Annotated in this window: 13 protein-coding genes and 1 riboswitch; of the genes, 6 read left to right on the forward strand and 7 right to left on the reverse strand. The window is 34.5% G+C overall.

Features of this window, described 5'->3' with window-relative positions:
* Nucleotides 1-243 precede the first annotated feature (243 nt).
* Genes AABL85_RS05490 through AABL85_RS05500 form a run of 3 tightly spaced genes read left to right on the forward strand, consistent with a single transcriptional unit; the run spans nt 244 to nt 3,391 of the window.
* Entirely contained in the window at nt 244-1,401 is a 1,158-nt protein-coding gene (locus AABL85_RS05490) for an MFS transporter (RefSeq protein ID WP_341309424.1), read from the forward strand.
* 59 nt (nt 1,402-1,460) lie between these two features.
* On the forward strand, nt 1,461-2,393 hold the full coding sequence (locus AABL85_RS05495; protein WP_341309425.1) for a peptidylprolyl isomerase: 933 nt from the start codon (nt 1,461-1,463) through the stop codon (nt 2,391-2,393).
* A gap of 59 nt (nt 2,394-2,452) precedes the next feature.
* Complete coding sequence (locus tag AABL85_RS05500; RefSeq protein WP_341309426.1) at nt 2,453-3,391, forward strand: pyridoxal-phosphate dependent enzyme; 939 nt, start codon at nt 2,453-2,455, stop codon at nt 3,389-3,391.
* A 39-nt stretch (nt 3,392-3,430) separates the two neighbouring features.
* Here the strand turns inward: AABL85_RS05500 and AABL85_RS05505 are convergent, their stop codons facing one another.
* The 5 genes from AABL85_RS05505 to AABL85_RS05525 form a co-directional block, all read right to left on the reverse strand.
* On the reverse strand, nt 3,431-4,336 hold the full coding sequence (locus AABL85_RS05505; protein ID WP_341309427.1) for a DMT family transporter: 906 nt from the start codon (nt 4,334-4,336) through the stop codon (nt 3,431-3,433).
* A 95-nt stretch (nt 4,337-4,431) separates the two neighbouring features.
* A complete protein-coding gene (locus tag AABL85_RS05510; protein WP_286413694.1) occupies nt 4,432-5,985 on the reverse strand; it encodes an FMN-binding glutamate synthase family protein in 1,554 nt (517 codons plus the stop codon).
* A gap of 293 nt (nt 5,986-6,278) precedes the next feature.
* Nucleotides 6,279-7,538 (reverse strand): chloride channel protein, encoded by a 1,260-nt coding sequence (locus AABL85_RS05515; protein ID WP_341309428.1) that lies wholly within the window; start codon nt 7,536-7,538, stop codon nt 6,279-6,281.
* Nucleotides 7,539-7,569: 31 nt separating this feature from the next.
* Nucleotides 7,570-7,637: riboswitch (Fluoride riboswitch) on the reverse strand.
* Between the two features lie 67 nt (nt 7,638-7,704).
* The gene (locus tag AABL85_RS05520; RefSeq protein ID WP_041889599.1) at nt 7,705-8,064 is read right to left on the reverse strand and encodes a PUR family DNA/RNA-binding protein; all 360 of its coding nucleotides are present in this window, start codon (nt 8,062-8,064) and stop codon (nt 7,705-7,707) included.
* Between the two features lie 76 nt (nt 8,065-8,140).
* Nucleotides 8,141-9,892 (reverse strand): ABC transporter ATP-binding protein, encoded by a 1,752-nt coding sequence (locus AABL85_RS05525; RefSeq protein ID WP_341309429.1) that lies wholly within the window; start codon nt 9,890-9,892, stop codon nt 8,141-8,143.
* Nucleotides 9,893-10,143: 251 nt separating this feature from the next.
* Here AABL85_RS05525 and nusB point away from each other — a divergent pair, with 251 nt between their 5' ends.
* Genes nusB through yajC form a run of 3 tightly spaced genes read left to right on the forward strand, consistent with a single transcriptional unit; the run spans nt 10,144 to nt 11,855 of the window.
* Entirely contained in the window at nt 10,144-11,085 is a 942-nt protein-coding gene (gene nusB, locus AABL85_RS05530; protein WP_286413690.1) for a transcription antitermination factor NusB, read from the forward strand.
* Between the two features lie 24 nt (nt 11,086-11,109).
* Nucleotides 11,110-11,559, forward strand: coding sequence for a DUF1573 domain-containing protein (locus AABL85_RS05535; RefSeq protein WP_286413688.1), 450 nt, complete (start codon nt 11,110-11,112; stop codon nt 11,557-11,559).
* A gap of 20 nt (nt 11,560-11,579) precedes the next feature.
* Nucleotides 11,580-11,855 carry a preprotein translocase subunit YajC gene (yajC, locus tag AABL85_RS05540; RefSeq protein WP_341309430.1) on the forward strand — a complete coding sequence of 92 codons (276 nt, stop codon included), beginning with the start codon at nt 11,580-11,582 and terminating at the stop codon, nt 11,853-11,855.
* A gap of 75 nt (nt 11,856-11,930) precedes the next feature.
* Here yajC and gap read toward each other — a convergent pair whose 3' ends face one another.
* Together gap and lipA are read right to left on the reverse strand one after the other, a co-directional pair.
* Nucleotides 11,931-12,938, reverse strand: coding sequence for a type I glyceraldehyde-3-phosphate dehydrogenase (gene gap, locus AABL85_RS05545; RefSeq protein WP_341309431.1), 1,008 nt, complete (start codon nt 12,936-12,938; stop codon nt 11,931-11,933).
* A 45-nt stretch (nt 12,939-12,983) separates the two neighbouring features.
* The gene (gene lipA, locus AABL85_RS05550; RefSeq protein ID WP_041889613.1) at nt 12,984-13,856 is read right to left on the reverse strand and encodes a lipoyl synthase; all 873 of its coding nucleotides are present in this window, start codon (nt 13,854-13,856) and stop codon (nt 12,984-12,986) included.
* Nucleotides 13,857-14,301: the final 445 nt, after the last annotated feature.

The raw sequence follows: 14,301 nt of genomic DNA on the forward strand, positions 1-14,301 counted from the left end.
GTCTATTGAAATTGTCTAAAGTAAAATACCTTACGATTTATGGATTGTTCAGTACTTTATTATAAGGAATGGCATATAGCTTGTTAGAATGTAAGTATGAAGAGTAGAAACTTAGTTCTATGATAGTCATGAGTCTCAATAAAATAAATAGGCTGTTGTAATACTTCTAATTTTACTGTAAAAATTATAATTTCTTACGCTAGCTTAAGATTTCTACATCTGAATTAGTCTAAATTTGTATCTATGAGTTTATCAAAATCAAATGTGCTATTTATGGCAGCGATTACAGGATTAATTGTTGCTAACTTATATTATTGTCAACCTTTAATTCCTTTGATATCAGAAGAATTTGGTGTTTCTGAAGCTTCAGCTGGAACACTTACTTATCTGACACAAGCAGGATACGCTGTAGGAATGTTTTTAATGATTCCATTAGGAGATATGCTTGAAAGGAAAAAACAAATAATTATAACAACTATATTTGCTACTATTACATTAGCATTAACATCAGTAGTTCAAAATTTCTTTCTATTACAAATAATTAGTTTTGTATTAGGTGCAACCTCTATTGTGCCTCAATTAGTCTTGCCATTAGCTGCAAGTTTATCTTCTGAAGAGCAACGTGGCAAAGTGATCGGAACAGTTGTAAGTGGGTTATTGATAGGTATTTTGTTTTCTAGAACATTGAGCGGTTTTGTAGGTGTGTGGTTAGGATGGCGAGGTATGTTTTGGATAGCTACTATAGTAAGTGTTGTTATCGTAATTATGATTCAGATTCGATTACCTTATAATAAGCCAAGTTTTAATGGAAAAGTTATAGATCTCTATAAATCTTTATTTGTTTTAATCAGAGAGCAACCTATTTTAAGAGAGTCTACAGGTATTACAGCTTTGGCTTTTGCTCAGTTTGGTGCATTTTGGACTACAATGGTCTTGCTTTTACACAACCAGCCATTCGGTTATGATTCTGCTGTAATTGGAGCATTTGGACTGATTGGAGCATGTGGTGCTTTTGCAGCTCCTTTAGTAGGGAAAGTCGGTGGAGCTGGAGGAGCTAGAAAGCTAATACTATATGGCATATTCATGACATTCTTAAGTTTTGTGATATTTTATTTTTCAAGTACCTCAGTCATAGGACTTATTATAGGTATTGTTTTGATAGACTTAGGATTACAGACTATACATGTATCTAATCAAACGCGTATTTATTCCCTTTTACCCGAAGCACGCAATAGATTAAATACTGTCTATATGTCATTTAGTTTCCTTGGAACTGCTTTTGGCTCGGCTTTTGGACTATATTTGTGGAAGTTTTTTGGATGGAGTGGAGTATGCATAGGAGGTATGTGTTTAGCATTATTATCTCTAGTAGTATATCTTGCTGCAAATAAGAAATCATAAAAGAAAGAATTAGTCTTAGGGCTAAGTGAAGTAATTCAAAAACGATAAAAATTAGAACAATGGAAAACGGTATTTACGCTAAGTTCAACACATCAAAAGGAGCAATATTAGTAAAGCTTACAGAAGAGTTAACACCTGGTACAGTTGGTAACTTCGTAGCTTTAGCAGAAGGTAATTTAGAAAACAGTGCACGTCCACAAGGTAAACCTTACTATGATGGTCTTAAATTTCATAGAGTTATTCCTGACTTTATGATCCAGGGAGGTTGTCCTTTAGGTCAAGGTTCTGGAGGTCCAGGTTATAAATTTGATGATGAGTTCCACCCAGCTTTAAGACATGATGGTCCAGGTGTATTATCAATGGCTAATGCAGGCCCTGGTACTAATGGATCTCAATTCTTTATTACCCATGTTGCTACACCTTGGTTAGATGGTAAACATACTGTTTTTGGTAAAGTTATTGAAGGACAAGATATCGTAGATGCAGTTGCACAAGGAGATATTTTAGAGTCTGTAGAGATTGTAAGAGTAGGAGAAGCTGCTGAGAAATGGAATGCTATTGAAGCTTTCAGAACTTTCGAAGGAGCTAGAGAGAAAAGAGAAGCTGAAGCTAAAAAAGCTGCTTTAGTCGAAGTAGAAAAATTATCTGCAGGTTTTGAAGAAACTCCAAGTGGATTAAGATATCAAATGATCGTGAAAGGTACTGGTAAGAAAGCAGAGAAAGGGAAAACTGTTTCTGTACACTACAAAGGTGCTTTAGCGAATGGACAAGAGTTCGATAGCTCTTATAAAAGAAAAAAACCTATTGAATTCCCATTAGGACAAGGATATGTAATCGAAGGTTGGGACGAAGGTATTGCTTTATTAAACGTTGGTGATAAAGCTAGATTTGTTATCCCTTCTTACTTAGGATACGGAGAAGCAGGTGCAGGTGGAGTTATTCCTCCAAATGCAACTTTAGTATTTGACGTAGAGTTAATGGACGTAAAATAATAAGTTATATAAAACTCTCAACTTACGTTGGGAGTTTTTTGTTTAAATGATTACATTTTATGAAAGAGGATTTCTTAGCTTGTTTAGAACGTATTCGACCGTATGCACGTTATACTCCAATTATGGAATCTGGTCAAATAGAAAACTTTTTAGGTAACGATTTATACTTTAAATGTGAGAATTTTCAACGTGCAGGCGCGTTTAAAATGAGGGGAGCTGCGAATGCTATTCTTCAGTTGACAGAAGAACAAAGGAGGAGAGGAGTAATCACTCACTCTTCTGGAAATTTTGCTCAGGCTTTAGCTCTTGCAGCTAAATATTTAGGAGTGAAATGTTATATTGTAATGCCTAAAGATGCACCTGACGTTAAGCGTAATGCAGTTATAGCTTATGGAGGGGAGATTATAGATTGTATAGCTACATTAGAGTCTAGAGAACGTATTTGTAACCAAGTAATAGAAGATACTGGAGCAACATTTATACATGCATCTAATAATATAGACGTTGTTATGGGGCAGGGAACCGCTGCTATGGAATTATTAGAAGCGTACCCTGATCTAGATGTTATTATCACTCCAGTAGGTGGAGGTGGTTTAATTGCTGGTACTGCATTAGCAGCCAAAGCTTTTGGTAAAGAGACTATAGAAGTAATAGGAGGAGAACCTTTAGAAGCTGATGACGCCTATCGTTCTTTAATGAGTGGGCAGATTGAGTGTAATGAGACTACAGATACTATTGCTGATGGGTTGCGTACTCAGCTAGGTGATATTACATTCCCTATTATTAAAGATCATGTTTCTAAAATTATACGTGTACGAGAAAATGAAATTATTAGTTCTATGCGATTGATATGGGAACGTATGAAAATTGTTGTAGAACCAAGTAGTGCTGTTGCTTTAGCAGTATTAATAAAAGAAAGACCTTCTTTTGCAGGAAAGAAAGTAGGTATAATTCTATCAGGAGGTAATGTTGATTTAAATAATTTACCATTTGAATAAATCATAAAAAAAGGGTATCATTAATTTGATACCCTTTTTTTATATTGTTTTCTTTTTTAAAATAGGAAGTTTTATTTCTTTTCTCCCAAAGTAAAGCCCCGCTACGATTAGTATACCACCTAAAATCTGCAAGACACCTAATACTTCATCATCTAATAGCCCCCAACAAAAAGCTACTAAAGGCATTAGTAGAGATACAGAAGAGGCAAAGCTAGCATTTGTTTCATGTATTAGTTTATAATAATAAATATTAGCTAAGGCACTACCGAATAGAGCTAATAAAAAGACAAAACCAAGTCCTTTTAATGCTTCAGGATGTTCACCAATAGTTTGGAAAAAACCTGTAGAGGTAAGTACTATGAGAGCAGGTATAAGTAAGACTAATTCTATGAATGCTGTCCAAACAATAGGAGGGATATTTCCCATGTATTTTTGTGTCAATAATCCACTATAAGCATACATTAAGGAAGCTATTACCAATAATAAATGATAAAACCAATCATTTGAGACTAGACCTGTAGAATCAGGAGACTGTAATAATAGAATTACGCCTATAAAGGATAGGATAACACCAGTAACTTCACCAAGATGTGTTTTATATTTAAAAAATAGAACTCCTAATACAATTACAAATATTGACATTAAGGCATTTAATATTCCTGCTATAGAACTGTCTAAATATACTTCTGCTATCGGGAATAAAAACATAGGAATAAAACTTCCTACTAGAGCAGTAAGAAATAACCAGTGAAATGTTTTCTTAGGTAATTTTTTAATATGTTTTAGAGAAATAGGCAATAAGAATAAACCTGCAAAAGTAATTCTAAGCGCACCTACTTGTATAGGAGTAAAATACTCTAAACCTCGCTTGATAAGGATAAAAGAGGAACCCCATATTAAAGAAAGGATAATTAGCGTTACCCAATGTTTTGGTTTAAGTTTCAATGTGTTTATTATTATGTTGTTTTGATAGGACTAATATAAAAAAAGACCACAATAACTTTGTGGTCTTTTATATAAACGAAGCTTAGGTTAGCTTATTATTTTACTTTTCTAGTATCTAAGTTACCGAAGTACATTTCTTGGAAACTTTTGATCACTCCGTGGTCAATACGTTTGTAGAATGTTTTAGGGTTAACCTCTTGAGTATTTTCATATCCACAAGCACTGATGAATTCTCCTAAAGCTTTCATTGTGTTTTTGTGGAAATTAGCAACACGCATTCTCTTGTCTGTAACATCTAATCCTTTGTATAATGTCTCATCTTGAGTTGCGATACCTACAGGACAGTGACCACTATCACATTGTAAAGCTTGGATACAACCTAAAGCGAACATCATACCACGAGCACTATAACAAGCATCTGCACCTAAAGCCATTGTCTTAGCAATGTCAAAAGCAGAGATGATACGTCCTGAAGCTAGTATTTTTATTTTATCTCTTAATCCGTTTTCGATTAATGTTTTATTAGCGAATACTAAAGCATCATTTAATGCCATACCCATGTAATCGATAAATTCTAGTGGAGCAGCTCCTGTTCCTCCTTCAGCACCATCGATAGTGATAAAGTCAGGGTGAATACCAGTTTCTACCATTGCAGCTACGATATCTAAGAACTCATCTTTTTTACCAATACAGATTTTAAAACCAATTGGTTTACCATTAGAAAGCTTTCTCAATCTAGCGATGAAATGAACTAACTCAGTAGGGTTAGAGAACGCTGTATGTCCTGATGGAGAGTGTACTGTAGTGTGAGGAGTAATACTACGGATTTTAGAAATCTCAACTGTATTTTTCTCAGCAGGTAAAAGACCTCCATGACCAGGCTTAGCACCTTGTGATAATTTAAGTTCAATCATTTTTACCTCTGGGTAGTTAGAACGCTCTTCGAATAAAGTATCATCAAAGAAACCTTTTTCATTACGACATCCAAAGTATCCAGTACCGATTTGCCAAATTAAATCTCCTCCTGAACGGTGGTATTGACTAATACCTCCTTCTCCTGTATTGTGTGCAAAACCACCAATTTTAGCTCCTTCGTTAAGAGCAGTAATAGCTTTTTTACTTAATGCACCGTAACTCATCGCACTAATGTTATAAACACTTGCACTATAAGGTTGGCTACATAAGTCGCTACCAATAGTAGTTCTGAAGTTTGTATCTGATATATGTTTAGGATATACTGAGTGAGAAGCCCATTCGTAACCGATGCGGTTAGGGTCATCTTGCATACCGAAAGAAACAGTTTGTTTCTCGTTTTTCGCTCTTTGATAAACAATAGAACGCTCACGTCTATTGAATGGTTTTCCGTCTAATTCTCCTTCCCAAAAGTACTGACGCATCTCTGGTCTGATTGATTCAAACATATATCTGAATCGTGCAAAAATTGGGTAGTTTTTACGAATTGTATGTTTGTTTTGTATTTTGTCGATTATAGCAAGTGTTGCAAGAAAACCTGAAATAACGATATTTACTATACTAGCAGTTGATTGGTACAATACAAATGAAGTAATTGCGTAAATAAGGTAAAGGAAAACGATAGCCATCGTTAATTGTCCAAATGTAAACCGATTTAAAAATTTTTTGTGAAACATAAAATAGAATTTTAATGCAATCTTTTGTTGTTTAGTTTGTAATAGAATTAGCGTTTATTTTGTTATTCTTTTTCACAAGTTATTTTATGAAGATTGCACTAATTTCTTAGTCTCAAATCAATCAATACCTTATGAAATTTACGAAGCAAAGGTAGCAAAGATTTTGAATTTACCTCGTTTTTGTAATTATAATTTTGTGAATATAAAGCCTTGAAAATATCATATTAATAATTTAATACTAATTTACTACTAGTACTTTGAAAATATGCTATTTATCCTTTGATTATATACACTTATTTCAATTTTATATCTATTATCTTATTCTTGTTTTTAAACTGTTCGCTATAGATACTTTGTTTCCCTGATGTAAAATAGGCTACAAAGCATACTAATGCTAGTAATATAGCATATTCTATGCCAAAAAGCTCTATACCCATAAATGTACAAGCTAGAGGTGTTTTAGTAGCTCCTGCGAAAACAGCTACAAAGCCTAAAGCAGCCATAAGACTTATAGGTAAGCCTGCGTAGATAGATAGATAACTACCCAGTGTAGCTCCTATGAAGAATAGAGGGGTCACCTCTCCACCTTTAAATCCCGCACCTAAGATTAATGTTGTGAATACTATCTTTAGTATAAATACTTCCGAGCTCATGGGTGTCATAAAAGAATCTACGATTGTTGGAACACCGAGTCCTAAGTAGCTTTCGTTACCTATGGTGTGGATTAAGAGTATAAAGAGTAGCGCTCCTACAAAAGGTCTTAGTGGAGGGTAGGGTATTGTTCTTGTAAAAAGCTGTCCCCATTTTTGTAAACACAAGATGAATAGATAAGCTGTTAGACCAAAAAGGACACCTACTACAGCACATTTCAGCAACGTAGTTATCATATTAGAGATAGGTACATCCACAGTGTACATAGTATGATGTATTCCCCAGGCGATACAACTGTAATGACTTATATAAGCTGTCATTACAACAGGTAATACACTATGAAGTCTAAAATTTCTTAGAAGCATTAATTCAAATGCAAAGAAAATACCTGCTATAGGAGTGCCAAATACAGATGCAAATCCAGCACTAACCCCCATTAAAAGGATTGTCTTTCTAGCCTCAGAGCCTAAATGTAAGTATTTATTAAGTTGATCTGCTATAGTACCTCCCATTTGCACAGCTGTGCCTTCACGCCCAGCAGACCCTCCAAAGAGGTGAGTAACCCAAGTCCCTAGTAACACTAAGGTAAACATTTTGAAAGGTATTGTTTTAGAGGGAGTGTGGTATTCTGATATGATTAGGTTATTCCCTTGATTAGCCTCTTTGCCATAATAGTAATATAATAGTCCTATTAAGAACCCACCAACAGGTAAACCATATAATAAATAACTGTGTGCTCCCCTTATAGACGTCACCTCCTCTAATACATATAGAAATAGCGCTGATATACTACCTATTAATATTCCAGATAATAAGATAATAATGAACCATTTTATCAGTAGCGAAAAAGAAATGTTTTTTGGATTGAAAGCTTGTTTAAAGCTTGAGAAATTAAAATGCATAGTCTATCATTCAGTTTTACATTAGTATACTATTATGTTAGACGTCATCAGCATTCTATAGAGAAGCGGTTCGAGGCAGACATCATTGCCTATGATTTACTAAATCAAAGGTAAAAAAAAAGTCCAAGTTAAAGAACTCGGACTTATTTTATTTTGTGTGTTTCTATTAAATATCGTCAAAACTAACATCAGTAAATGAATTTACCTCATTCTCTGACTGATATTCTTTTTTGAAATCTTTTTGATGTCTCTCAGAAATAACTTCTTCTCCCTTGTGATCTACTACGAATTGAGTCATCTCATCTAAGATCTCTCTAAAAGCACCGAAATCTTCTTTGTATAAATAGATTTTGTGTTTTTTAAAGTGAAAAGATCCATCCTCTTCCGTGAACTTTTTACTCTCAGTAATTGTTATGTAATAGTCATCTGCCTTTGTAGATCTAACATCAAAGAAATAAGTTCTTCTACCCGCTCTTAGTACTTTTGAAAAAATTTCTTCTTTTTCTAACATTTCGTTATCTCTCATAATTCCTTCTTATCAATTAATTGATTTGTTCATATAGCATTCAAAAGTCTAAAAAAAAACCTAATAAACCAACTATTTATAACAATTCTTTTTCATTTAATTGTTTTTGGTACAACTCTCTATAGTACCCGTCAGTATTTATAAGTTCGTTGTGTGTACCCTGTTCTACGATTTGACCATGGTCTAGCACGATTATTTGGTCTGCATTCTTAGCAGAAGAAACTCTGTGTGTGACAATTAGTGTCGTGATTTCTTTGCTGTGTTCTTCTAGATTTTGTAGTATTTTCTCTTCAGTTTCTGTATCTACAGCAGATAATGCATCGTCTAAAACTAGAATAGGAGCGTCTTTTATCAGTGCTCTAGCGATAGAAACACGTTGTTTCTGACCTCCAGATAGCGTTAGTCCTCTTTCTCCTAGCGTAGTGTTATATCCTTCATTGAATTGAGTGATATTATCGTGGACAACAGCTTTTTTAGCTACTTCGATGATCTCTTCTTCAGTAGCGTCTTCTTTACCAAATCTAATATTATTACTGATGGTATCAGAGAATAAGAAAGCGTCCTGAGGTACTACAGCGATACTGTTTCTCAGATCTTTTAGATTGCAGTCTTTGATAGGTGTGTCATCTATATAGATATTTCCACTAGTGACATCGTACATTCTACTAATTAGTGTTAGTAGTGTAGATTTACCAGAACCTGTTTTACCTAATATAGCAAGTGTTTTTCCTTTTTCTAAAGTGAAGGATACATTCTTTAGAGCCTGTATACCAGTGTCATCATAAGTGTATGACACATTGTCAAAGGTGATATTCCCTTCTACGTTAGTCTGGTTAGGATTCGTATTGTATATCTCAGGTTGTTCATTTAAGAACTCGTTGATACGCTTTTGAGAAGCTTCTGCTTCTTGGATCATTGAAGATACCCAACCAATAGAAGCAATAGGCCATGTCAGCATATTAATATATAGGATAAACTGAGCGATGATACCGATATCAGGGATACTACGATTAAAGAACATTAAGGCTCCGACAGCGATCACCACCAAGTTGCTCAACCCGATTAAGAAAATCATCAGTGGTGCTATTAAAGCACTAGATTTAGCTAAGTTTAAGTATTTGTCTTTACTCTCTTGAGTTAGTGTTCTAAACTCATCTTGTTTTTCTTGTTCTATAGAATAAGCTTTGATTACTCTTATTCCAGAGAACATCTCTTGTGAGAAGGTGGTTAGTTTGGATAGATTAGCTTGGAAGATAGAACTTCTCTCATTAATCTGCTTACTTAATTTGTAGATAAAATATCCAAGCAATGGAAGTGGTACTAACGAATACAGGGTTAACTGTGGAGAGATTAAGTACATCTGTGTCAGTACTACCGCAAAACGGATTAATGTATTGATAGAGTACATCACTGCTGGTCCTACATACTGTCTTACTTTACCTACATCTTCGCTGATGCGGTTCATTAAGTCTCCAGTTCTATTTCTTTTGTAGAAACTCTGAGACAACACCTCATAATGTTTAAACACATCATTCTTTAAATCAAACTCGATATGGCGTGACATCACGATCAGTGTTTGTCTCATTAAGAAGGTTAAGAATCCTGCTATTAAGGTAGTGATCAGTATCCACAGAATATTATTCAGTAGGATAGAAGTTACTTCTCCTTTATCGAAGACAGTCATCTGTTCTAGTGTACGGATAGAGTCTCCGACTAGTTTAGGGGTGTATAATGTAAATATCTGTGCTACTATGGTAATAATAACACCTATTAAGAAACGATATTTATATTTATAGAAATACTTATTTAATTGACTTAATGCGCTCATACTTGGTATAAATGCTATATAGAAGCATTTTTAATAATTGATAAAACTAGACAAAAAAAGCCTATCTAGCTATGCAAAGATAAAGGATTATTAGCGATCCTAAATTTTAGAGTTTTAAATAAATTATTAAAATTCAAGTTAAATTATATAGTTCTATTAAATTTCTGATTTGATTAAAAGTATATTTTTATACCTTTGCCCTCGTTATACAAACAACATATAATTTATTTTTTTTAAAGTTCTTAAGTAGCATGTTAAACAGAAGACACATTCGTATAAAGGTTATGCAAACGCTTTATGCAATGCAACAAAGTAATTCTGAACAAATTCAGTCAGGAGAAAAGTTTCTAATCAATAGTATAGAGAATATACAAGATCTATACTTATTAATGATTACAACCTTAGTAGAGATTAGAAAAAAAGAAGTCGAGTATATCTCCTTAGCACAAAAAAAACATTTAGCTACTGCCGCAGAACGAAACCCAAGCAAGCGTTTTATCGAGAACAGAGTTCTAGACCTATTAGAAAGCTCTACTTCTATATCGAATAAGATAGAGGAGAAGAAGATTACTACATGGCAAGTACACGATAACTATATCCAAATGTTATTGGACGAAGTGAAAGAGAGTACTTTCTTTAAAGCTTATATGGCTAAGAGTGAAGTGACTTTTGAAGATGATCGTCAGTTCGTATGTGACATCTTTACAGAAGTTATCGCACCTAATGAGAAGATCTATGAGTTCTTAGAAGACAGTAAACTGACTTGGTTAGATGATATTCCTGTGGTGAATACCATGATCCAAAAACAACTTCGCAAGCTAAAAGAAAGAGACGTACAGTTCATCGTACCGAAGGTTTATAAAGACTCAGAAGACCAAGAGTTCGCTATTAATCTTTATAGAAAGACGATTCTAAACTTTGCGGAATTAACACAAGAGTTTGAAGATAAAACACCTAACTGGGATCCTGAGCGTATTGCAGAATTAGATACAATCATCCTGAGAATGGCTATCTGCGAATTCTTGAAGTTTAGCTCTATTCCAGTAAAAGTGACAATTAATGAATATTTAGAGATTGCAAAAGAGTATTCTACAGCAAAAAGTAGTATTTTTATCAATGGAGTTTTAGATAATATTTCTAAAGTTTATAACGACGAGAATAGACTTAATAAAATCGGGAAAGGATTGCTATAACCTTTCTAAACTAAGTAAAGAACTATGAGAAAATTTTTATTATTAACATTAGGGTTAGCTTTTACAGTAGTTTCTTGTAAAGAGAACAATGCTGCTTCTAGCTTGATTGACAGAGAGAATGCTGCTAAAGTAGAAAGCAACAAAACTAATGGAGAGTATCCAGAGATTGTTTTTGATAGAACAGTACACGATTTCGGGAATATTGCAAATAATGAATCTGTAACAACTGAAATTGAATTAAAGAATACAGGTAAAGCTGATTTAATTATTATTAATGCTACAGCATCTTGTGGATGTACAGTTCCAGAATATCAAAAAACACCTATTAAGCCAGGAGAAACTTCTAAATTAACTGTTAAGTTTCAGACAGGGGCAGAAGGACAACAACAAAAAACAGTAACTTTGGTTACGAATACAAAAAAAGGAGAAGAGACACTTACGATTAAAGCTAACGTAGGTCTTCGTAGTAATTAATAACCTATAAATAATACCAAATGGAAAATTTACAACAATTTTTACCTATAGTTTTAATGTTCGTGGTAATCTATTTCTTAATGATTCGTCCACAACAAAAGAAAATGAAACAAGAGAAAGCTTATGAAGCTAGTATTAAAGTAGGTGATCGTATTGTTACTAAGTCTGGAATTCACGGTAGAATCAATGAATTACACGTAACTACAGTAATTATCGAGACTATGGCTGGTAAGTTACAGATGGAGCGCTCTGCGATCTCTATGGAAATGAGTCAAAAATTAAATGAGAAAAAGTAATTCTCATTACACTATAAAAAAAGCGTTATCAATACATTGATAACGCTTTTTTTATGTCTTTATCTAAAATAAAAATTACTTTTTTATCTTTTCGAAATAGGTAATCAAGTCTATTAACCTAGAAGAATAACCGATTTCGTTGTCATACCATCCCACTACTTTTACCATCTTGTCTAAGACAGAAGTTAGTTGAGAGTCGAATAGACACGAGTTTGTATTCCCTAAGATATCCACTGAGACTATAGGATCTGTAGTATAGGCTAAGATACCTTTTAGTTCTCCTTCTGCAGCTTTTTTGAATGCCGCATTGATTTCCTCTATTTCTACTTTTCTTTTGACGATGCAGGTAATATCTGTCAATGACCCATCAGGCACAGGTACTCGTATACCACCACCACCAATATTGCCTTCGTATTCAGGAAATATTTTAGTCAATGCCTTTGCAGCTCCTGTAGTAGTAGGGACTATAGACTGAGCAGCACCTCTAGCTCTTCTCAGATCTTTATGAGGCTGATCATGTAGACTCTGGTCAGTAGTATAAGAGTGTACCGTAGTGATATAAGCATGTTCTATACCGCATAATTCTTTAATTACTTTGACCATAGGAGCAGCATTATTAGTCGTACAGCTCGCATTAGAGATGATAAGCTCTTCTCCTGTTAAGATATGGTGATTCACACCTAGTACGATAGTCTTGATGACATTGTCCTCTGGTGGTACAGATAAGATTACACGTTTAGCTCCTTGCTGGATATGTTGCTCTAATAAGCTATAGGTTTTTCTACGTCCAGTTGCTTCTATGACATAGTCTATATCTAACGTTTTCCAGTCTAGACCTGATATCTCACTCTCTCTAAAGAAGGCTATTTTCTTACCCGCTACGATGATATGGTCCTTGTCATAACTTACCTCTTTATTCAGTATACCATGTATACTATCATATTTTAGTAGGTGAGACATGGTCTGCGTATCAGCCAGATCATTTATAGCGACTACCTCTATGGCAGGATGATCTAAAAGGAGTTTAAAAAGGTTACGGCCTATACGACCAAAACCATTTATTGCTATTTTTATTTTACTCATAAGTGTAAAAAGAAGAAGGTCGCGGAGAACGCGACCTTATTTATATTATAAAAGGTGTTTTTGCGCTCGGTAAGATGAGCGAACTAAGGCACCACTTTCTACGTGTCTGAATCCTAATTCTAGCCCTATCTTTTCGTATTTCTCGAATTGCTCAGGAGTAATAAACTCTTTCACAGGCAAGTGCTTTTTACTAGGTTGTAGGTATTGTCCTATCGTTAGTACATCTAGGTTTACAGCTCTAAGGTCATGCATAGTCTGGATCACCTCTTCTTCTGTTTCTCCTAGTCCTAACATGATACCAGATTTAGTTCTATTGATTCCCTTTTCTTTTAGGTATCTAAGTACTTCTAGGCTTCGGTCATATTTAGCCTGGATACGCACTTCACGAGTCAGTCTTCTAACAGTCTCCATATTATGAGACACTATCTCAGGATTGACCTCTATGATTCTATCGATATTTCTCTCTATTCCTTGGAAGTCAGGTATCAGTGTTTCCATTGTAGTTCCAGGGCTGATTCTTCTCACAGCTTGTACCGTTTCTGCCCAGATAATAGACCCACCATCTTTAAGGTCATCTCTATCCACACTAGTGATAACAGCGTGTTTGATAGACATTAATTTGATAGAGCGAGCTACTTTCTCAGGTTCATCCCAGTCTACTGTTTCTGGTCGTCCTGTTTTTACCCCACAGAATCCACAAGAACGCGTACAGATATTTCCTAATATCATAAATGTAGCAGTTCCTTCTCCCCAGCATTCTCCCATATTAGGACAACTACCTGAGGTACAGATTGTGTTCAGTTTATATTTATCTACTAAACCTCTAAGTTCAGTGTATTTCTTCCCAGTAGGAAGTTTCACACGAAGCCACTTTGGTTTAGCTTTAGGTTCTATATTTGAGTCTAAGATTGTATCCATAGTATGAGTTTATGAAAGTACAAATATACTTAATCTTAAGAGTTATACATTATTAATATATGCTAAAAGTTATTGCGCTATCAGAGAATCGTGATCTGAGACTTTACACTAGTGTATTTCTGTTCATGATGTCATCTGAACTTGTGAAGAATTACACTCGTATTGCTTCTTTCTCATTGTGTATATAATATGAGTATTGGTAAAAAACTGTATGTAAAGGAGCTTTAAGTAATCTATATCTCGTTTGGCTTGCACTTTATAGGGGGGTGCTAGGAGTATTCTAGGGGTTTACTAGCCTAGAAGGCCATTTTGTCGAAGGAATGTGCAAGAATACCCCTAGCAATGTGCTAGTATAGTAAAACTAAATAGAAAGATTAGTGATCAAATAATATAAAGTAGAGAAGGGTATTTAGGAATCGTAGTTTGATTAGCGAAAATGAAGAAC

This window comes from Myroides odoratimimus, from assembly GCF_038039805.1.
Taxonomy (GTDB): domain Bacteria; phylum Bacteroidota; class Bacteroidia; order Flavobacteriales; family Flavobacteriaceae; genus Flavobacterium; species Flavobacterium odoratimimum_B.